This is a genomic window from Streptomyces flavochromogenes (assembly GCF_000717595.1).
Taxonomy (GTDB): Bacteria; Actinomycetota; Actinomycetes; order Streptomycetales; family Streptomycetaceae; genus Streptomyces; species Streptomyces flavochromogenes.
Genome location: NZ_JNZO01000012.1, coordinates 20,718 through 39,481, shown reverse-complemented (window position 1 = coordinate 39,481; position 18,764 = coordinate 20,718). Strand labels below are relative to the sequence as shown.

General features: G+C 71.3%; 18 protein-coding genes. 11 read left to right on the top strand and 7 right to left on the bottom strand.

Annotation, left to right across the window (positions count from 1 at the left end; translation table 11 throughout):
* Positions 1-8 precede the first annotated feature (8 nt).
* The 9 genes from IF00_RS0115425 (at position 9) to IF00_RS0115385 (ending at position 10,783) form a co-directional block, all read left to right on the top strand.
* Positions 9-902 (top strand): N-acetylneuraminate synthase family protein, encoded by an 894-nt coding sequence (locus tag IF00_RS0115425; RefSeq protein ID WP_030318398.1) that lies wholly within the window; start codon positions 9-11, stop codon positions 900-902.
* Positions 899-2,119, top strand: coding sequence for a hypothetical protein (locus IF00_RS0115420; RefSeq protein WP_030318396.1), 1,221 nt, complete (start codon positions 899-901; stop codon positions 2,117-2,119). The genes IF00_RS0115425 and IF00_RS0115420 overlap by 4 nt, the downstream gene beginning before the upstream one ends.
* A gap of 116 nt (positions 2,120-2,235) precedes the next feature.
* The gene (locus tag IF00_RS0115415; RefSeq protein ID WP_030318394.1) at positions 2,236-3,456 is read left to right on the top strand and encodes an amidohydrolase; all 1,221 of its coding nucleotides are present in this window, start codon (positions 2,236-2,238) and stop codon (positions 3,454-3,456) included.
* 303 nt (positions 3,457-3,759) lie between these two features.
* Positions 3,760-4,818: a BMP family lipoprotein gene (locus IF00_RS0115410; RefSeq protein ID WP_030318393.1), complete on the top strand. Its 1,059-nt coding sequence runs from the start codon at positions 3,760-3,762 to the stop codon at positions 4,816-4,818.
* Between the two features lie 224 nt (positions 4,819-5,042).
* Positions 5,043-6,650, top strand: coding sequence for an ABC transporter ATP-binding protein (locus IF00_RS0115405; RefSeq protein WP_030318391.1), 1,608 nt, complete (start codon positions 5,043-5,045; stop codon positions 6,648-6,650).
* Complete coding sequence (locus tag IF00_RS0115400) at positions 6,647-7,765, top strand: ABC transporter permease (protein WP_030318389.1); 1,119 nt, start codon at positions 6,647-6,649, stop codon at positions 7,763-7,765. The genes IF00_RS0115405 and IF00_RS0115400 overlap by 4 nt, the downstream gene beginning before the upstream one ends.
* Positions 7,762-9,024: an ABC transporter permease gene (locus IF00_RS0115395; protein WP_030318387.1), complete on the top strand. Its 1,263-nt coding sequence runs from the start codon at positions 7,762-7,764 to the stop codon at positions 9,022-9,024. The genes IF00_RS0115400 and IF00_RS0115395 overlap by 4 nt, the downstream gene beginning before the upstream one ends.
* A complete protein-coding gene (locus tag IF00_RS0115390) occupies positions 9,021-9,425 on the top strand; it encodes a cytidine deaminase (RefSeq protein WP_030318385.1) in 405 nt (134 codons plus the stop codon). The genes IF00_RS0115395 and IF00_RS0115390 overlap by 4 nt, the downstream gene beginning before the upstream one ends.
* Before the next feature lie 80 nt (positions 9,426-9,505).
* Positions 9,506-10,783 carry a thymidine phosphorylase gene (locus tag IF00_RS0115385; protein WP_030318383.1) on the top strand — a complete coding sequence of 426 codons (1,278 nt, stop codon included), beginning with the start codon at positions 9,506-9,508 and terminating at the stop codon, positions 10,781-10,783.
* A gap of 92 nt (positions 10,784-10,875) precedes the next feature.
* Here the strand turns inward: IF00_RS0115385 and IF00_RS0115380 are convergent, their stop codons facing one another.
* Positions 10,876-11,526 carry an HAD family hydrolase gene (locus IF00_RS0115380; RefSeq protein ID WP_030318381.1) on the bottom strand — a complete coding sequence of 217 codons (651 nt, stop codon included), beginning with the start codon at positions 11,524-11,526 and terminating at the stop codon, positions 10,876-10,878.
* Positions 11,527-11,591: 65 nt separating this feature from the next.
* Between IF00_RS0115380 and IF00_RS0115375 the strand changes: the two genes are divergently transcribed.
* A complete protein-coding gene (locus IF00_RS0115375) occupies positions 11,592-11,867 on the top strand; it encodes an STAS domain-containing protein (protein WP_030318380.1) in 276 nt (91 codons plus the stop codon).
* Here the strand turns inward: IF00_RS0115375 and IF00_RS0115370 are convergent.
* The 3 genes from IF00_RS0115370 to IF00_RS0115360 all read right to left on the bottom strand — a co-directional run bounded on the left by IF00_RS0115370 (position 11,864) and on the right by IF00_RS0115360 (position 14,992).
* Positions 11,864-12,838 (bottom strand): sigma-70 family RNA polymerase sigma factor, encoded by a 975-nt coding sequence (locus tag IF00_RS0115370; RefSeq protein WP_030318374.1) that lies wholly within the window; start codon positions 12,836-12,838, stop codon positions 11,864-11,866. The genes IF00_RS0115375 and IF00_RS0115370 overlap by 4 nt on opposite strands.
* Positions 12,839-12,922: 84 nt before the next feature.
* Entirely contained in the window at positions 12,923-13,630 is a 708-nt protein-coding gene (locus IF00_RS0115365; RefSeq protein WP_030318372.1) for a L,D-transpeptidase, read from the bottom strand.
* 78 nt (positions 13,631-13,708) lie between these two features.
* Positions 13,709-14,992 carry an MFS transporter gene (locus IF00_RS0115360; protein ID WP_030318371.1) on the bottom strand — a complete coding sequence of 428 codons (1,284 nt, stop codon included), beginning with the start codon at positions 14,990-14,992 and terminating at the stop codon, positions 13,709-13,711.
* 62 nt (positions 14,993-15,054) lie between these two features.
* On the opposite strand from IF00_RS0115360, the gene IF00_RS0115355 reads away from it, so the two are divergent.
* On the top strand, positions 15,055-16,068 hold the full coding sequence (locus tag IF00_RS0115355; protein ID WP_245234538.1) for a LysR family transcriptional regulator: 1,014 nt from the start codon (positions 15,055-15,057) through the stop codon (positions 16,066-16,068).
* On the opposite strand, the gene IF00_RS0115350 is transcribed toward IF00_RS0115355, so the two are convergent.
* The 3 genes from IF00_RS0115350 to IF00_RS0115340 all read right to left on the bottom strand — a co-directional run bounded on the left by IF00_RS0115350 (position 16,054) and on the right by IF00_RS0115340 (position 18,744).
* The gene (locus IF00_RS0115350) at positions 16,054-16,830 is read right to left on the bottom strand and encodes a dienelactone hydrolase family protein (RefSeq protein ID WP_030318368.1); all 777 of its coding nucleotides are present in this window, start codon (positions 16,828-16,830) and stop codon (positions 16,054-16,056) included. The two genes, IF00_RS0115355 and IF00_RS0115350, sit on opposite strands and share 15 nt — an antisense overlap.
* Before the next feature lie 92 nt (positions 16,831-16,922).
* Positions 16,923-17,966, bottom strand: coding sequence for a S66 family peptidase (locus tag IF00_RS0115345; protein ID WP_030318366.1), 1,044 nt, complete (start codon positions 17,964-17,966; stop codon positions 16,923-16,925).
* A 4-nt stretch (positions 17,967-17,970) separates the two neighbouring features.
* Complete coding sequence (locus IF00_RS0115340) at positions 17,971-18,744, bottom strand: GNAT family N-acetyltransferase (protein WP_030318364.1); 774 nt, start codon at positions 18,742-18,744, stop codon at positions 17,971-17,973.
* Between the last annotated feature and the right edge of the window lie 20 nt (positions 18,745-18,764).

The window sequence follows — 18,764 nt, the reverse complement described above, 5'->3', positions numbered from 1 at the left end:
CCGGCACCATGAACACCCGTATCCGCACCCTCGGCGACAAGACCGCAGGACCGGGCCACTCCGTCTACATCACCGGCGAGATCGGCATCAACCACAACGGCGACCTCGACAACGCGTTCGCGCTGATCGACGTGGCCGCCGAAGCCGGCTGCGACGCGGTCAAGTTCCAGAAGCGCACCCCCGAGATCTGCACCCCGCGCGACCAGTGGGACATCGAGCGGGACACCCCCTGGGGCCGGATGACGTACATCGACTACCGTCACCGCGTCGAGTTCGACGAGACCCAGTACCGCGCCATCGACGAGCACTGCAAGAAGCGCGGCATCGACTGGTTCGCCTCCCCGTGGGACACCGAGGCCGTCGCCTTCCTGGAGAAGTTCGACGTCCCGGCCCACAAGGTCGCCTCGGCCTCCCTCACCGACGACGAGCTGCTGCGCTCGCTGCGCGCCACCGGCCGCACGGTCATCCTCTCCACCGGCATGTCGACGCCGGCGCAGATCCGTCACGCCGTCGAGGTCCTCGGGAGCGCGAACATCCTGCTCTGCCACGCCACCTCGACCTACCCGGCCAAGGCCGAGGAGCTCAACCTGCGCGTCATCCAGACGCTGCAGGAGGAGTACCCGAACGTCCCGATCGGCTACTCCGGCCACGAGACGGGCCTCCAGACCACGCTGGCCGCCGTCGCCCTCGGCGCCACCTTCGTCGAGCGTCACATCACCCTCGACCGCGCCATGTGGGGCTCCGACCAGGCCGCCTCCGTCGAGCCCCAGGGCCTGCAGCGCCTGGTCCGCGACATCCGCACGATCGAGGCCGCCCTCGGTGACGGCGTCAAGAAGGTCTACGAGTCGGAGCTCGGCCCGATGAAGAAGCTCCGCCGGGTCCAGGGCCTCGTCGCCGCATGACCGGGCAGCTGGCGTTCGTCGAGAGCCCGGTCCAGCTCCTCAACGTCCTGGAATGGGCGCACACCCGGGCTCCCGCCACGGGTGCGCCCTCCGCGGCACCCGCCGGCACGCACGGCACGGCGGACGCCGTGCCCGCCGGCGCGGGCACCGCGGCGCCCGGCTCCGCGGACGCCGGTGCGTCCGCGGGGGCGCCCCGCTCGACGGACGCCGCCCAGGGTGCGGCACGGCCCGCACCCGCCCTGACGGTCGTCGTCCTCTCGCCGACCGACCCCATGTCGCGGGGCCAGCTGCGCCGGATGGCCCAGCTGGCCCGCGACGAGGGCCTCACCGTGCACTGGCAGGAGGCCCGCGGTGGCCGGGGCGCGCTCGTCCGCACGCTGCGGGAGCTCGCCCGGCCGCTGCGCTCCGCGGAGCGGGTGATCATCGGGGATCCGTTCTCCCGGTACGTCCAGCTCCTCCTCACCCTCTTCGCCCCCCGGCACCTGACCGTCGTCGACGACGGCACCGCCACCATGGAGTACGCCGCCCAGATCGGCCGCGGTGAGCGCCTGGTGCGCTGGCACCGCAGGAGCAGCGGCCTCGACCCGCGCGAGCTGGTGCTCGCCCCGGTGACCCTGCTCGCCAAGAAGCGCCTCGCCCCGACCTCCGGCCGTTCGGTCGAGATCTTCACCTCGCTGCCCGTCGAGGTCCCCGAGGGCGTCACGGTCAGCGAGAACTCCTACGCCTGGACCCGGGCCCGCTTCGGCCCGCCGCTGCTCACGGGCGGCGCGGACCTGGTGGGGACCTCGCTGGTGGAGACGGGGGTGGTGGACGCCGGTCACTACGACCGGGTGGTGGCGGAACTCGCCCGCACCCACGGCGCCACCCGCTATTTCGCGCACCGCAGGGAGAGCGCCGAGAAGCTGCACCGGATCGCGGTCGAGACGGGCCTCCAGGTGGTCCGTCCGGAGCTGCCCCTGGAGCTGATCGCCCGCCGTGGCCCCATCGGGCGTACGGTCGTCAGTTTTCCGTCCACGGTCGTGCACACCCTGCCGCTGGCCCTGGCCGGCACCGGGGTGAAGGTCGCGGTCTGCGAGATCTCGTCCGAGTGGCTGAGGGCCACCGCCTCCCCGCGGGCCCGGGGTTTCCTGTCCGGGGTGACGGGGACGGCGGCCCACGAGGTCGACCGGCTCACCTCGCGGGCGGCGACCCCGGCCGATCGGCTCGAATTCGGCTGAGCGTACCCATATGGAACGGGCTTCATGCCTGCCGAACCGAGATTCTTTCCCCTAACGGGCTGAACTTTTTGTGATCAACGGGCAGTTGACCTCTCCGGAGGCCTACCCTTCAAAGGGTGAACCAGTTGAAGTCCCGTGAGCCAGGCTCCGTCACCCTGCCCGGAACGCTGTCCGAACCCCTGCGCGTCGAACTGATCGCCTTCCGCAGGGACTTGCACATGCACCCGGAGCTCGGGAACCAGGAGTTCCGTACGACCGCCGCGCTCAAGGCCCGCCTGGAGGCGGCCGGCCTCGCGCCGAAGGTCCTGCCGGGCGGCACCGGGCTCATCTGTGACATCGGCACCCCGGATCCCGCGCGGCCGATGCTCGCGATCCGCGCCGACCTCGACGCGCTGCCCATCCCCGACGTCAAGACCGTCGCCTACCACTCCACGGTGGCCAACCGCGCCCACGCCTGCGGACACGACGTCCACACCACGACCGTCCTCGGTGCCGGACTCGTCCTCGCCGAGCTCGACCGGCAGGGCCTCCTCCCGGCGGCCGTGCGGCTGCTCTTCCAGCCCGCCGAGGAGGTGCTCCCCGGCGGCGCCGCCGATGCCATCGAGGCCGGCGTCCTGGACGGGGTCGGCCGGATCATCGCGGTGCACTGCGACCCCAGGGTGGACGCGGGGAAGATCGGGCTCCGCCCCGGCCCCATCACCTCCGCCTGCGACCGTCTGGAGGTCACCCTCGACGGGCCCGGCGGTCACACCGCCCGTCCGCACCTCACGACCGACCTCGTCACCGCCGCCGCCCGGGTCGCCGTCGACGTCCCCGCCGTCCTGTCCCGCCGCGTGGACGCCCGCTCGGGGCTCTCGGTCACCTGGGGCCGTATCGAGTCCGGCCACGCCTGCAACGTCATCCCGCAGCACGCCGAGCTCTCCGGCACCGTCCGCTGCCTCGACCTGCCCACCTGGCGGGAGGCGCCCGACCTGGTGCACGCGGCCATCGACGAGATCGCGACCCTGCACCGGGCCAAGTCGACCGTCACCTACGTGCGCGGTGTCCCCCCGGTCGTCAACGACCCGGCCGTCACCGAGCTGCTCCAGGCCGCGATGACCGCCCGCCGCGGACCGTACGCGATCGAGGACACCGAGCAGAGCCTCGGCGGCGAGGACTTCTCCTGGTACCTGGAGCACGTGCCCGGCGCCATGGCCCGCCTCGGCGTCCGTACCCCCGGCGACACCCGTGTCCGCGACCTCCACGCCGGCGACTTCGACGTGGACGAGAGCTGCATCGAGGCAGCGGTGGAGCTCTTCACGGCGGCGGCGCTGCTCGACGCGGCACCAAAGCGCTGATTTCAGGCCAAACGGCGGCCCTGATTCCGGCCGGACGGTCCTTCATCCGTCCGGCCGACCGCCGTCCCCCCTTCGGTCCAACGCCCCGGCGTGGCGCCCCCGGACCCCCTTCCCGCCGCCCGGACCCGGAGATATAACCGGCGGTACCGGGCCGAACGCCCCCGGTCGCCTCGACTGGCCGGTTCGCGACGATCCGATAACGACTCATGAACGGGTCTTTAACTGACATCTACGCGCGTTACGATCGCCGCGAAACCAGCGCCGGAAGAGGCGCTTTCGGTCAGTCTTGAAGGGACCCTCCTCTTGCGCCGGATCACCAGGATCACGACCGTGGGCATCGCCTCCGCGGCGCTCGCCCTCTCCGCCACCGCGTGTGGCAAGTCTTCGACGGACTCCGGCTCCAGCCCGAGCTCCAGCGCGAAGGCGACGAAGGCTGCCATCGCGTACGACATCGGCGGCCGTGGCGACCAGTCGTTCAACGACGCCGCCTACGCGGGCCTCAAGAAGGCCGAGGACGAGCTCGGCGTCAAGGGCGCCGAGGCCGAGCCCTCCGAGGGTGAGGGCGACGCCGACAAGGTGCAGCGCCTGACCGCTCTCGCCCGCGCCGGGAACAACCCGGTCATCGGCGTCGGCTTCGCCTACGCCCCGGCCATCGAGAAGGTCGCCAAGGCCTACCCGAAGACCACCTTCGGCCTCATCGACGACACGTCGAAGACCGGCCCGAACATCGCCAACCTCGTCTTCAACGAGGAGCAGGGCTCCTACCTGGCCGGCGTCGCCGCCGCCAAGGTCTCCAAGACCGGCACGGTCGGCTTCATCGGCGGTGTCGAGGTTCCGCTGATCAAGAAGTTCGAGGCGGGCTTCGCCCAGGGCGTCAAGGACACCAACCCCAACGCGAAGGTGCTCGTCCAGTACCTGACCCAGCCGCCGAACTTCGACGGTTTCTCGAAGCCCGACCTCGGCAAGGCCGCCGCGCAGGGTCAGATCGACAAGGGCGCCGACGTGATCTACGCCGCCGCCGGTCTGGCCGGCTCCGGCGCGATCGAGGCCGCCTCGACCGCCGGCAAGTGGGCGATCGGTGTCGACTCCGACCAGTACAACCAGGCGGGTCTGGCCTCGTACAAGGACCACATCCTGACCTCGGTCACCAAGGACGTCTCGGACTCCGTCTTCAACGTGATCAAGTCGGTCCAGGACGGCAAGCCGCAGTCCGGTGAGGTCCGCTACGGCCTCGCCACGGACGGTGTCGGCCTGGCCGACTCCAACCCGGCGTACGTGAAGATGACCGATGTCACCGCCGCCGTGGCGAAGGCGAAGAAGGACATCGTCGACGGCAAGATCACGGTCAAGACCGCTCCGTAAGGACAAGCAGGTCAATGACCTGAGCCCGCGGGCCCGGATCGGTGGCACTCGCCATCGCACCGGGCCCCGGGCCCATTCCCGTACGGGTTTTCATTTTTCGGCAGCGCTACGCGTGTAGATGTCTCCCTGGCACGATAACTTCGCCCCGCCCTGCCCTCCCCGCTCCCACTCCTTCCGGCCAAGGAGAGTGCGTCATCAACGCGTCCAGCCCCCCTGCCGTAGAACTGCACGGCATCACCAAGCGATTCCCCGGCGTCGTCGCCAACAAGGACATCGCCATCACGGTCCGAAAGGGCACCGTGCACGCCCTCATCGGCGAGAACGGCGCCGGCAAGTCGACCCTCATGAAGATCCTCTACGGCATGCAGAAGCCGGACGAGGGCACCATCGCCGTCGACGGCGAGCAGGTCACCTTCTCCAGCCCCGGTGACGCCATCGCGCGCGGCATCGGCATGGTGCACCAGCACTTCATGCTCGCCGACAACCTCACCGTCCTGGAGAACGTCGTCCTCGGCGGCGAGAAGCTCTACGGCATCGGCGCCAAGGCGCGGAAGAAGATCCTCGAGATCTCCGACGCGTACGGCCTCGGGGTCCGCCCCGACGCACTGGTCGAGGACCTCGGCGTCGCCGACCGGCAGCGCGTGGAGATCCTCAAGGTCCTCTTCCGCGGCGCCAAGATCCTCATCCTCGACGAGCCGACCGCCGTGCTCGTCCCGCAGGAGGTCGACGCGCTCTTCGACAACCTGCGCGAGCTCAAGGCCGAGGGTCTGACCGTCATCTTCATCTCGCACAAGCTGGGCGAGGTCCTGAAGGTCGCGGACGACATCACGGTCATCCGCCGGGGCACCACGGTCGGCACCGCCGACCCGAAGACCGCCACCACCAAGCAGCTCGCCGAGCTGATGGTCGGCAGCGAGCTGCCCTCCCCGGAGACCCGTGAGTCCACGGTCACCGAGGTCCCGATGCTCACGGTCGAGAACCTGACGCTGAGCGAGAGCGGAGTCGCGGCCGCGCCGCTGACCACCGCCGCCCCGGCCGACCCGTCGAGCGCGGCGACCGTCCACGAGGAGGCCGTGGGCGGCCGCAAGCTCCTGGACGACATCTCCCTCACGATCCACAAGGGCGAGATCCTCGGGATCGCCGGTGTCGAGGGCAACGGCCAGACCGAGCTCATCGAGGCCCTCATGGGCATGTCCACCCCCGACGCGGGCGTCATCTCGCTCGACGGCCAGGACATCTCCAAGGTCTCCGTGCGCAAGCGCCGCGAGGGCGGCATCGGCTACATCCCCGAGGACCGGCACCGCCACGGCCTGCTTCTGGAGGCCCCCCTCTGGGAGAACCGCATCCTCGGCCACGTCACCGAGGCGCCCAACTCCAAGCGCGGCGTCCTCGACCCGAAGGCGGCCCGCAAGGACACCGAGCGGATCGTGCGCGAGTACGACGTGCGCACCCCCGGCATCGACGTCACCGCGGCCTCCCTCTCCGGCGGCAACCAGCAGAAGCTGATCGTCGGCCGCGAGATGAGCCACAGCCCCAAGTTCCTGATCGCCGCCCACCCCACCCGCGGTGTGGACGTCGGCGCGCAGGCGCAGATCTGGGACGCGATCCGGGACGCGCGCCGCGAGGGCCTGGCGGTGCTGCTGATCTCCGCCGACCTCGACGAGCTGATCGGTCTCTCCGACACCCTCCGGGTCATGTACCGCGGCAAGCTCGTCGCGGACGCCGACCCCGCCACCATCACGCCCGAGCAGCTCGGCTCCGCCATGACCGGCGCGGCAAGCGGCCAGCTCGAAGGCGACGCAGAGCAGCCCGAAGACGGTGACGCCCGATGATGAAGATCGACAAGGACAAGCTGATCCTGGGCGCGGCGGGACCGGTGCTCGCCCTGGTCTCCTCGTTCGTGCTCACCGTGCTGGTGCTGCTCGCGACGGGCCTCGACCCGATCGAGCCGATCCGGCTGATGATCGACAACGCCGGCTTCGCCGACATCCAGGTCCTGATCATCAATCAGACCGGGATCTACTATCTGGCAGCCCTGGCCGTGGCCATCGGCTTCCGGATGAACCTCTTCAACATCGGCGTCGACGGCCAGTACCGGCTCGCGGCGATGGTCTCGGCCCTCGTCGGTGCCTCGATCGAGCTGCCCGGCCCGCTGCACATCCTGGTGATCGTGATCGTCGCGATGCTCACCGGCGCCTTCTGGGCCGGCATCGCCGGCATCCTGAAGACCACCCGCGGTGTCTCGGAGGTCGTCTCGACGATCATGCTGAACGCCATCGCGACCTCGCTGGTGGCCTGGCTGATCCTGCCGAAGAACTTCGGCGTCCAGCCCGAGGGCTCGAACAACCTCACCACCGGTGAGATCTCCGAGTCCGGCTGGTTCCCCGGCATCGACATGGGCGAGGGCAACGGAGTCATCTACGGCTTCACGTTCGTCGCGCTCGCCCTGGGCGTCGTCTACTGGTTCGTCCTCAACCGCACCCGGTTCGGCTTCGACCTGCGCGCCACCGGCGCCAGCGAGTCCGCCGCCCAGGCCAGCGGCGTCGACGCCAAGAAGATGGTCCTCACCGCGATGCTGCTCTCGGGCGCGCTGGCCGGTCTCTCCGGCATGCCGACGCTGCTCGGCGAGTCCCACACGTACAGCCTCGACTTCCCCGTCGGCGTCGGCTTCACCGCCATCACCATCGCCCTGCTCGGCCGGAACCACCCGGTCGGCATCCTCTTCGCGGCCCTGCTCTTCGCGTTCCTGGACAAGGCGTCCAGCAACCTCGACGTGTACGGGTACCCGAAGGAGATCACCAAGATCATGCAGGGCATCATCGTGATCGCGGTCGTCGTCTCCTACGAGCTCGTCCGCCGTTACGGCCTCCGCCGCCAGCAGCAGAAGGTCGGCGAGGAACTCGCCGCCGGCGGCGCCATCAAGACCGACAAGGAGGTCTCGGCATGAGCACCGGCACTGTCACCAAGCCGAGCGCCGCGCCCAAGGGCGGCGGACGCCGCAAGCTCACCCTGCCGTGGATCATGCTGATCGTCGCGGCCGGTCTCCTGCTCTTCTCCCTCGTCCGGGCCGTCTCCGGGGCCAACGACCTCACCTCGGTGGGTCAGGTCTCGGGCGCGCTCAAGCTCGCCGTGCCGATCGGCCTCGCCGGTCTCGGCGGTCTGTGGGCCGAGCGCGCGGGCGTCGTCAACATCGGCCTCGAAGGCATGATGGTGCTCGGCACCTGGTTCGGCGCCTGGGCCGGATACCAGTGGGGCCCCTGGGTGGGTGTCCTCGTCGGTCTCCTCGGCGGCGCACTCGGCGGTCTGCTGCACGCGATCATCACCGTCACGTTCAACGTGAACCACATCGTCTCCGGTGTGGCGATCAACATCCTCGCGGTCGGCTTCACCCAGTACCTGTCGAACTTCACGTTCGCCGAGGCCGAGGGCGGCTCCTCCAAGCAGTCCCCCCGCGTCGACCAGATCTACGAGATCACGGTGCCGGGTCTCTCGGAGTGGCTGACCGATCTCCAGGGCAAGCACTGGTTCTTCATCTCGGACCTGGCGGGCATCCTCGGTGGCCTGGTCACCAACCTGTCGCTGCTGACGCTCGTCGCCCTGCTGCTGGTCCCGGCCACCTGGTGGCTGCTGTGGCGCACGGCCTTCGGTCTGCGCCTGCGCTCCTGCGGTGAGAACCCGGTCGCCGCCGAGTCCCTCGGCGTGAACGTCTACAAGTACAAGTACATCGCCGTCACCGCCTCCGGCGCCCTCGCCGGTCTCGGTGGCGCGTTCCTCGCGATCGTCTCCACCGGCATCTACCAGGAAGGCCAGACCGGCGGCCGCGGCTACATCGGTCTCGCCGCGATGATCTTCGGCAACTGGATGCCCGGCGGCATGGCGCTCGGCGCCGGCCTCTTCGGCTTCACCGACAGCCTCAAGCTGCGCGGCGGCGCCGAGAACGTCCACGCGCTGCTCCTGCTCGTCGCCCTCCTCCTGGTGATCGCCGCCCTGTGGCAGCTGTACAAGAAGAAGTACGTCGCCGGAGCGCTCTCCGCGTTCTTCGGCGTCGGCTTCTTCCTCTGGTACGTGCTGACCGACGAGGTCCCGAGCCAGTTCGTCGACGCGGCCCCGTACATCACCACGCTGCTCGTGCTCGCCCTGTCGGCGCAGCGCCTGCGGATGCCGAAGGCGGACGGCCTGCCGTACCGCAAGGGCCAGGGCAAGTGACGACCGCCCTCTCCGAGGCCGACTGGGAGGCCCTGCGGGTCACGGCGCGCGAGGCCATGGCCCGTGCGTACGCCCCGTACTCGGGCTTCCCGGTCGGTGCGGCGGCCCGCGTCGAGGACGGGCGGACGGTCTCCGGCTGCAACGTGGAGAACGCCTCGTACGGCCTCAGCCTGTGCGCCGAGTGCGGGCTCGTCTCGGAACTGCAGGCGACCGGCGGCGGGCGCCTCACGCACTTCGTGTGCGTGGACGGCCACGGCGAGTGCCTGGTGCCGTGCGGCCGCTGCCGGCAGCTGCTGTACGAGTTCGGGGGCCCCGAGCTCGTACTGGAGACGCCTGCCGGGTTCCTGACGCTCGCCGAGATGCTGCCGCAGGCATTCGGCCCGGACCACCTCGCGAAGTAAACCTCGGAGCGGCCCTTCCGGCACGATGGGAAGGGCCGCTCCTCCTTTCCCCCTCTATGCGCGTAGAAAGAGGCACCACCATGGACGTCATCTCCGTCATCCGCACGAAGCGGGACAAGGGCGAGCTGAGCCCGGAGCAGATCGACTGGGTCATCGACGCCTACACCCGCGGTGCGGTCGCCGACGAGCAGATGTCCGCCCTGGCCATGGCCATCCTGCTGAACGGCATGAACCGCGCGGAGATCGCCCGCTGGACGGCGGCGATGATCGCGAGCGGCGAGCGCATGGAGTTCTCCTCCCTCTCGCGCCCGACCGCCGACAAGCACTCCACCGGCGGCGTCGGCGACAAGATCACCCTCCCGCTCGCCCCGCTCGTCGCCGCCTGCGGCGCGGCCGTCCCGCAGCTCTCCGGCCGCGGCCTCGGACACACCGGTGGCACGCTCGACAAGCTGGAGTCCATCCCGGGCTGGCGCGCGCTGCTCTCCAACGAGGAGATGCTGCACGTCCTCGACACCACCGGCGCGGTCATCTGCGCGGCCGGCGACGGCCTGGCCCCGGCGGACAAGAAGCTGTACGCGCTGCGCGACGTCACCGGCACCGTGGAGGCGATCCCCCTCATCGCCTCCTCGATCATGTCGAAGAAGATCGCCGAGGGCACCGGCTCCCTCGTCCTCGACGTCAAGGTCGGCACCGGCGCCTTCATGAAGAACATCGAGGACGCCCGTGAGCTGGCCTCCACGATGGTCGGCCTCGGCACCGACAGCGGCGTGAAGACGGTCGCGCTGCTCACCGACATGTCCACCCCGCTCGGCCTCACCGCCGGCAACGCCCTGGAGGTCCGCGAGTCGGTCGAGGTCCTCGCCGGCGGCGGCCCTGCGGACGTCGTCGAGCTGACGATCGCGCTGGCCCGCGAGATGCTCGAAGCGGCCGGCATCAAGGACGCCGACCCGGCGAAGGCACTGGCCGACGGCTCGGCGATGGACCACTGGCGCCGGATGATCGCGGCCCAGGGCGGCGACCCGGACGCGGCCCTCCCGGTCGCCCGCGAGCAGCACGTCGTCACGGCCCCGTCCTCCGGCGTCCTGACCCGCCTCGACGCCTACGACATCGGCATCGCCGCCTGGCGCCTGGGTGCGGGCCGGGCCCGCAAGGAGGACCCGGTGCAGGCCGGCGCGGGCGTCGAGATCCACGCCAAGCCGGGCGACACGGTCACGGCGGGCCAGCCGCTCGTCACCCTCCACACGGACACCCCGGAGAAGTTCGACTACGCCCTGGGCTCCCTCGACGGCGCCTGGGACATCGCCCCCGCGGGCACGGCCTTCACCCCGAACCCGATCGTCCTGGACCGCATCGCGTAAGGCCAGGCCCTCGGCGTGTGCCCCTGACGCGTTCAGGCGAACGGGACCGGTGGACCCCCACCGGTCCCGTTCGGCGTGCCGGGAGCGCCGACCTACCGGCCCAGCAGTCCCGGCAGTTCCCGCATGTCGTCGAAGACCACCGTGCGCGGGCCCGTCAGGCGGTCCGGTGCGGTCAGGCCGCCGGTGTAGCCGAAGGCGCGCATACCGGCCGCCCGGGCCGCCCGGACGCCGTACGGGCTGTCCTCGACCACCGCGCAGCGCTCCGGCGGGGCGCCCATCACGGCGGCCGCGTGGAGGAAGAGGTCCGGGGCCGGCTTGCCGCGGGCGACGTCGCGGGCGCTGAACATGCGGCCCTCGAAGCGGTCCAGGAGGCCCGCGCGCCCGAGGTTCTTCCGGATGGAGGCGTGGCTGCCGTTGGAGGCGAGGCAGTAGGGGACGGCCAGCGCGTCCAGCACGTCCGTGACGCCCTCCACGGCCGTCAGTTCCGCGTCCAGGGCGTCCTCGTACCGCTGCTTGAAGGGGGTCTGCCAGTCGGGCTCCAGCGGGCGGCCCCGGCGCTCCTCCACGATCGCGGTGAGCATGTCGTGCGAGGAGCCGACGAAGTACTCGACCATCTCCGCCTCGGTGAACTCCGCTCCGAGGGTCGCGAACACCTCCCGGTCCACGCGGCAGTAGATGCGCTCGCTGTCCACCAGGACGCCGTCGCAGTCGAAGATCACCAGTTCGGCGGGCTCAAGAGTCATGATCCAGACCCTACGGGCGAAGTGATCGCCGATGAGTTCTGGTCCGAGAGCCGGTCTCAAGCCGTGTGGACACCAGTCGACCGCTCGTCGTGACCCTGACCGCCCGCCCCACCGGGGACGAGGTGGCACGTCTCTGTGCCGAGCTCGGGGCCGCGCCACCCGGGGACGTGGTCTGCGAGGTCGGCGCGCTCGCGGCCGCCGACCTCGCCGCCGTCGACGCCCTCGCCCGGCTGAAACTCGCCGCAGGGCGCAGCGGGCACCGGATCCGGTTCCACGGAGCGGGGCCCGACCTGCGGGCCCTGCTCCTGCTCACCGGTCTCGGTGGGACTCTGGGCCTCTAGGCCTCCAGCCGGGCCGGCAGGTCGAAGAGCGGGAACCAGCGCTCGGTGTCCAGGAAGAAGTCCATCCCGGCGACCTTGCCGTCGCGGAGCTCCAGGACGATGAGCGCCCATGGGCTGAAACCGCCCGTCGACGGGTCGGGGTGGTACTGGGCGAAGGCCGGGGAGCCGTTCGCCACGGTCGGCACCAGCTTCGAGCCGGCGCACACCTCGCCGACGCCCAGCATCCAGCCGACGATGTCGTCGTGCCCCTGGAGCCAGAGGTCGTACGGCGGCATGGACATGGTCGCGTCCTCGTGGAGGAGCGCGGTCAGCGCCTTCATGTCGTATCCCTCGAAAGCGGCGACGTAGCGCTCAAGGAGCGCCTTCTGCTCCTCGTCGAGGGGGTTCGCGGTGTCGGAGGCGGCCGGCGCCTGCTCGGCCAGCGTCGCGCGGGCCCGCTGGAGGGCGCTGTTGACCGAGGCGACGGAGGTGTCGAGGAGTTCGGCGACCTCGCTCGCCTTCCAGGCGAGCACCTCGCGCAGGATGAGCACCGCCCGCTGCTTGGGCGGCAGATGCTGGAGCGCGGCCACGAACGCGAGCCGTACGGTCTCCCGGGAGACGGCCGTCTCCGCCGGGTCGGCGACCGAGGGCAGCACCCGCCCGTCGGGAACGGGCTCCAGCCAGGTGATCTCCGGCTGCTTGACGAGCTGCGCCTGCGCGACCGGCGTCGGCGAGGTCAGGTCCATCGGCCGTGCCCTCCGGTTGCCCGCGTTCAGCGCGTCCAGACAGACGTTGGTGGCGATCCGGTAGAGCCAGGACCGCAGCGAGGAGCGCCCCTCGAAGGAGTCGATGGCCTTCCAGGCCCGCACCATGGTGTCCTGCACCGCGTCCTCCGCCTCGAAGGAGGATCCGAGCATCCGATAGCAGTAACCGGTCAGCTCCCGGCGGTACATGTCGAGTTGGTCGGTCGTCGCGGTCGCGGCGTCGCTCATCGGGTCCACACCCCACTCACCCCTCACCGGCACCCGTTCGGTGCCGGTGAGAGGGAAGCTACCGCAGTGGACTGACAGCCGGGGTCAGGTTCCCGGCTTGCGTCCGTAGACGAAGACGTCGTCGCCGTTCCGGAGCAGGTTCCAGTACACCTTGGCGTCCCTCGACGTCATGTTGACGCAGCCGCCCGAACCCGGCGGGTTCCACATGGACTTGGTCGTCGAGTGGAAGGCCTGCCCGCCGTCGAAGAACTGCGAGTACGGCATGGAGACGTGGTAGAGCGTCGACCAGTGGTTGATGCTCCGCCAGTAGATCTTCTTCGCGCCCGTACGGGTCTCGGTGCCGTCCTTGCCCGTACGGACCGGCACGGGACCGTACTTGAGGCGCGCGCCGTCCTGGATCCAGGTCAGCTGGCGGGTCAGGTCGACGCAGGCGATCCGGCCCTTGTTGGTCGGACACTTGCGGTCCTTGTTGGGGTTGGTCCCCGCCGCCCTCTGCTGGAGCATCGTGTTCATCGTGCGCCAGGTGATCGTCCCCGCGTACCCGGCGGCCGGGGTGATCCCGTGCTTGGCCTGGAACGCCTGGATGGCCTTGCAGTCGGCGAGCGACTGGCGCCCGTCGACCGGGCGGCCGAGGAACTTCTCCACCTGCTTCTGGTACGGGCCCGTCGTCACGTTGCAGGACGCCGCCTGAGCCGGAGCCGCACCGAGCGCGATCGTCATCGGCAGCACCAGCGAGGTGAGGCCTGCCGCGATGCCGGCTCTTCTGGCTATTCGGCCCGTGATTCTCTTCATGATCGTCAACTCCCCCTTGAGTCCTGTCTCTCAGGACGTCCGGGGGAGCGACTCAGTTGCAGCGGATTCGGCCGGAAATCAGCAGGACGCCGCGAGCCGCCCCTGCCGTGCCTCCACGCGCGCGCTGTGGCTGCCGTACAGCGTCACCGAGACGACACCGAGGACCGCGACGAGACCGATCAGGACCGTGCCCGCCCACCCGCCCGCGTGGAACGCGATCGCGCCGAGCGTGCCGCCGACGCTGCTGCCCAGGTAGTACGCGGACTGGTAGAGCGCCGAGGCCTGCGCGCGGCCCGTCGTGGCCGTACGGCTCACCGAGGAGGAGGCGACCGCGTGGCCCGCGAAGAACCCGGCCGTGATCAGGACGAGGCCCGCGAGGACCGCCGGCAGCGCGTCGGAGAGCGAGAGCAGCAGGCCCGCGGCGGTGGTGGACACCGCCAGGTAGAGCGCCCCGCGCCGGCCGAGCCGGCCGACGAGCCGGCCCGCGGCGGCGGAGGAGACCGTGCCGACCAGGTAGATCAGGAAGATCGAGCCGATCACGCCCTGCGGCAGCGAGAACGGGGCCTCGACCAGGCGGTAGCCGATCACGGTGTACACCGCGCCGAACACCGTCATGAAGAGGGCGCCGATCGCGTAGAGACGCATCAGCAGCGGGTCCGCGAGGTGCGTCCGCACGGTCCGGGCGAGCGCCTTCGGGTTGAGCGTGCCGGGTGTGAAGTGCCGTGCCTTCGGCAGCAGCGCCCGGAAGGCCAGTACGCACAGCAGGGAGGTCAGGCCGACGGCGGCCAGACCCGCCCGCCAGCCCCACATCTGGGCCACCCAGCCGGTCACCAGACGGCCGCTCATGCCGCCGATCGAGTTGCCCGCCACGAACAGGCCGATCGCGGCGATCAGCGCCTTGGGGCGGACCTCCTCGGCGAGGAAGGCCATCGCGGAGGCCGGCAGCCCGGCGAGCGCGGCGCCCTGGATCGCGCGGAGGGCGATCAGGGACTCCAGGTTCGGGGCGAGCGGCACGAGGAGCGCGATGCCGACCGCGACCGACAGGGAGGCGATCATCATCGTGCGCCGGCCGAAGCGTTCCGAGAGGGCGCTGAGCGGGAGGACACACAGGGCGAGGGCGCCGGTCGCGGCCGAGACCGTCCAGGAGGCGGCGGAGGCGGTGGCGCCGAACTCGGCCGAGATGGCCGGGAGGAGGGCCTGCGTGGAGTAGAGGAGCGCGAAGGCGGCGAGGCCGGCGGCGAAGAGCGCGAGGCTCATGCGGCGGTAACCGGAGGTGCCGGGGGCGAGGCGGGTGTCGGCAGGGGCGGGGCGGGTGGCGGCGGACGCGTGGGTGGCGGCCGCCTTGGTACTGGCGGAAGGCATGTCTCGAACGTAGGACGCCCTGCTTCATGCGTCCAATGCACGGAACTGCTGTAATCGTTCCCATGGTGCATGAGTACAGGTCACAGCTTCGCCTGTCACCGAACAGTAACGAAGAAGACATGGGACTGCTGCTCGCGCCGCGGCTCGCGTACTTCGCCGCGGTCGCCCGGCACGAGCATGTGACCAGGGCCGCGGTCGAGATGGGCGTCCCGCAGTCCACCCTCTCCCGCGCCATGGTCCGGCTCGAACAGGACCTCGGCGTCACGCTCTTCGCCCGTCGCGGCCGCACGGTCTCCCTCACCCCCGCCGGGCGCCGCTTCCTCGCCGCGGCCGAGCGGGCCCTCGCCGAGGTCGAGCGGGCCGCCGACACCGTACGGGCCGACGCCGACCCCACCGCGGGCCGCGTCGCCTTCGGCTTCCTCCACACGATGGGCTCCGAGACCGTTCCCGGTCTCATCCGCGCCTTCCGTGTCGACCACCCGGGGATCCGCTTCACCCTCGTCCAGAACTACGGCGAGGCCATGATCGAACGGCTCCGGGCCGGCGACCTCGACCTCTGTCTGACCTCGCCGGTGCCGGACGCCCCCGACCTGGTCGCCCGGCGCCTCGACGAGCAGCGGCTCCGGCTCGTCGTCCCCGACGACCACCGGCTGGCCGGCCGCAAACGCGTCCGCCTCGCCGAGGCCGCCGACGAGACCTTCGTGACCCTCGAACCGGGATACGGGCTCCGCCGCATCACCGACGACCTCTGCGCGGACGCCGGCTTCAAGCCCCGGATCGCCTTCGAGGGCGAGGAGGCCGAGACCCTGCGCGGCCTGGTCGCCGCCGGCCTCGGCGTCGCCCTGCTGCCCCCGCCGGCCGTGCCGCGCCCCGGCGTCGTCGAACTCACCGTCACCGCCCCGCGCGCGGTCCGCGAGATCGGCGTCGCGTGGCTGGACGGCCACCCGGACACGGCCCCCGTGGCCGCCTTCAAGAAGTTCCTGCTCGGCAGGCGCGGCCACCTGCTCCCGAAGGAGCCCGCGGCGCCCCTCCTCCCGGCGGAGGCCGACGCGCGGGAGTCCTCACCTCCGGAGTGAGCCCCCGAAGCCCGCCGCGAGCGGCATCCGCAGGCCCAGCGGCGGGGGAGCGGCCATCGCGTCGGCCACCGGACGGGCGACCGGCCGGGCGAAGAGCGCACCGAGGACGAAGTCGGCGGCGAGGGCCCGCACCTCGTCCGCGTACTGCCGCAGCGCGTGACCGTCCGAGTGCACCTCGAACCGGCAGGTGTCTCGGTTCGCCTTCTTCGCCCTCTCGGCGTACCGGAACGACAACTCCGGGTCCGTACGCGCGTCGTTCGTGCCGTGCACGAGCAGCACCCGGCGGCCCACCAGCTGCCGTACGGCCTCCGGCTCCGCCGCCACGTCGTCCTCCGGCAGCCATGGGGCGAGCGCGAGGACCGCGCCGACCGCGGCGTGCCCGGCGGCCCGCAGCGCCGCCCTGCCGCCGAGGCCGTGGCCGATGAGGCAGACCGGGACGTCGCCGTAGCGCCGTACGGCCTCCGCGACGGCCCACGAGGCGTCCGCCGCGAGGTTCGCGTCGGCGCCGTTCCAGCCGCGCCCCCGGTAGCGCACCACATGGGCGACGAGCCCCTCGGACCGGCCCGCCCGGACGAGTCGGCGTCCGAGCGGCAGCATCGCCGCGTGCGCCGGCATGGAGGCGCCCCGCCCCGACACCGGCTCGCCGTCCGGGAGGAGCAGCACCACGCCGCCCACCGCCGCCGACGTGCGGGAACCTCCAACAGGCCGACCGAGCCGGGGTCTCCGGGCGTCGGGCGGCCCCACGAGTGCGAAGTGCGCCATGACAGAACAGTCTCAGAAGGAGAGGTGTACGCCAGTGGTACGCGCGGTCTCTGTTACGTATCGTCCGGCGGGGCACCTCGCCCGGCCGGATGTCAGTACGTGACGGTGATGCGCCGCGCCGGACCGTCGACGCGGATCAGGCCACCGCACGGGAGCACCAGTTGCGGGTCGGTGTGTCCGAAGTCGACGTCGAAGACCGCCGTCGTCTCGGGCGCGTACTCGCCCAACGCCCGCAGCACGGCCTCGCGTTGGGCCTTCCGGTACGCGGCTCGGGCCGGTGCGTCCAGCGGCTGCTCGAAGCTCCAGCTCTTGGCCCGGGCCACCAGGACGGCCGGAAACTGCCGCAGCAGCCCGCGCTCTCCCATGTTCCGCAGGATCCGGTACACCTCACCGGCGCCCGGCATCTCCTCGGAGGTCTCCAGGAAGAGCACCTGCCCGGCGTACTCCTCGACCGGCCGGATCTCCCGGTCCGCCATCAGCATCCAGGCCAGGATCTCCAGGCAGCCGCCCCAGCCGGTCCCGGTGACGACCCGGTCGGCGTTGTGCCAGAACCAGCCCTCGGCAGGCTCCATCAACGGTTCGCTCGCGAAGGTCTCCGGCGTCTCCCACGGCCTGTTGATGTCGCCGACGGCCGCCGACGGCGACAGCTCGTACGGGCCGGAGCCGAGCAGAGCGGCCCGCAGCGAGTCCGTCGTCCGCGGGTGGAGCGCCCCGGGCCGGCCGAGCTCCACCATCACCGAGCCGCCGTGATAGCTCACGATGCCGAGGTTGCGCAGGAAGAGCAGGAGGTTGGTGTTGTCGCTGTACCCGAAGAACGGCTTGGGGTGGGCGCGGATCAGCTCCCGGTCCAGATGGGGAAGCACGGTGATCTGGTCCTCGCCGCCGATGCTCGCGATGACGGCCTTGATCTCCGGGTCGGCGAACGCGGCGTTCAGGTCGGCGGCGCGCTCCCGGGGCGTCGAGCCCCAGCGGCGGGTGGTCGGGTACTCGACCGGGATCAGGCCGAACTCGTCCCGCAGCCGGTCGAGACCCAGCTCGTAGGGCAGCGGGAGGAGCCCCGGCAGGCCGCTCGACGGAGAGACGATCGCGACCTTGTCGCCGGGTCGCGGCTTGGGCGGGTGAACGGGGGTCGACATGCGGCTACGCCCTCTCGAAGCAGTGGATGGTGTCGACGACGGCGAAGCCCTTCCGCCCGTACCAGCGGTGCGGCCACGCCGCCTCGTTCGCGGTCAGGAAGCGGAGGTCGCAGCCCGCCTCGGCCGCCAGGTGCAGCGCCGTGTCGAGGACCCGTCCGGCGTGGCCCTGCCCGAGGTGCGCCTCGGCGGTGACGAGGTCCTCGATTCCGGCGATGCCGGCCGCCGGGTCGAGATACAGGTCGACCCACGATGCCACCTCGCCGTCCTGGGTGTGCACGGCGAGGAACCGTACGTCCTCGGCGGCCCCGAGCCGGGCGGCTCGTCGCTCCACCAGGTGGTGGACCTCCTCGTCGGACACCCCCGGCAGGAACCGGCGCCAGGCCTCCGAGGCCGGCGCGCGCAGCTCGTCGAGACCCACGCTCCGGGCCCCGCCGTGCGCCGGGACCGGGCCGGTGTGGCGCATGAGGTACGTGGCCGCATGGGCGTATCCGGCCCGTTCCAGCGGGCCCCGGCAGGCGGCCGCGACCTCGTCGTCGATGACGTACACGAGCCGGTGCGGGAGATGGCCGAGAAGCTCCTCGGCCCGCGCGGGCAGCGCCTCGGGGTCGGTCGAGCCGTCGACCAGCAGGTGGTTGTTGCCCCGGGAGTGCGTGTACCGGTCGTCGAGTGCGGCGAAGCCACCGGGGAAGTCGACGACGCGGTTCGCCTGACGACGGTGGAAGTCGGACAGGAAGCCGTGGATGCGCGGCAGTTCGGAGTCGGTCGGTCGAGAGGTCATTCCGGCAGCCTAGGAGCCGC

Bases quoted from the DNA above. Each gene is read 5' to 3' on its own strand.
- IF00_RS0115395 (WP_030318387.1), top strand. From the start codon at position 7,762: ATGAGCACCGGCACTGTCACCAAGCCGAGCGCCGCGCCCAAGGGCGGC.
- IF00_RS0115400 (WP_030318389.1), top strand. From the start codon at position 6,647: ATGATGAAGATCGACAAGGACAAGCTGATCCTGGGCGCGGCGGGACCG.
- IF00_RS0115350 (WP_030318368.1), bottom strand. From the start codon at position 16,830: ATGGCGCACTTCGCACTCGTGGGGCCGCCCGACGCCCGGAGACCCCGG.
- IF00_RS0115340 (WP_030318364.1), bottom strand. From the start codon at position 18,744: ATGACCTCTCGACCGACCGACTCCGAACTGCCGCGCATCCACGGCTTC.
- IF00_RS0115420 (WP_030318396.1), top strand. From the start codon at position 899: ATGACCGGGCAGCTGGCGTTCGTCGAGAGCCCGGTCCAGCTCCTCAAC.
- IF00_RS0115345 (WP_030318366.1), bottom strand. From the start codon at position 17,966: ATGTCGACCCCCGTTCACCCGCCCAAGCCGCGACCCGGCGACAAGGTC.
- IF00_RS0115360 (WP_030318371.1), bottom strand. From the start codon at position 14,992: ATGCCTTCCGCCAGTACCAAGGCGGCCGCCACCCACGCGTCCGCCGCC.
- IF00_RS0115370 (WP_030318374.1), bottom strand. From the start codon at position 12,838: ATGAGCGACGCCGCGACCGCGACGACCGACCAACTCGACATGTACCGC.
- IF00_RS0115355 (WP_245234538.1), top strand. From the start codon at position 15,055: ATGGTGCATGAGTACAGGTCACAGCTTCGCCTGTCACCGAACAGTAAC.
- IF00_RS0115380 (WP_030318381.1), bottom strand. From the start codon at position 11,526: ATGACTCTTGAGCCCGCCGAACTGGTGATCTTCGACTGCGACGGCGTC.
- IF00_RS0115425 (WP_030318398.1), top strand. From the start codon at position 9: ATGAACACCCGTATCCGCACCCTCGGCGACAAGACCGCAGGACCGGGC.
- IF00_RS0115365 (WP_030318372.1), bottom strand. From the start codon at position 13,630: ATGAAGAGAATCACGGGCCGAATAGCCAGAAGAGCCGGCATCGCGGCA.
- IF00_RS0115385 (WP_030318383.1), top strand. From the start codon at position 9,506: ATGGACGTCATCTCCGTCATCCGCACGAAGCGGGACAAGGGCGAGCTG.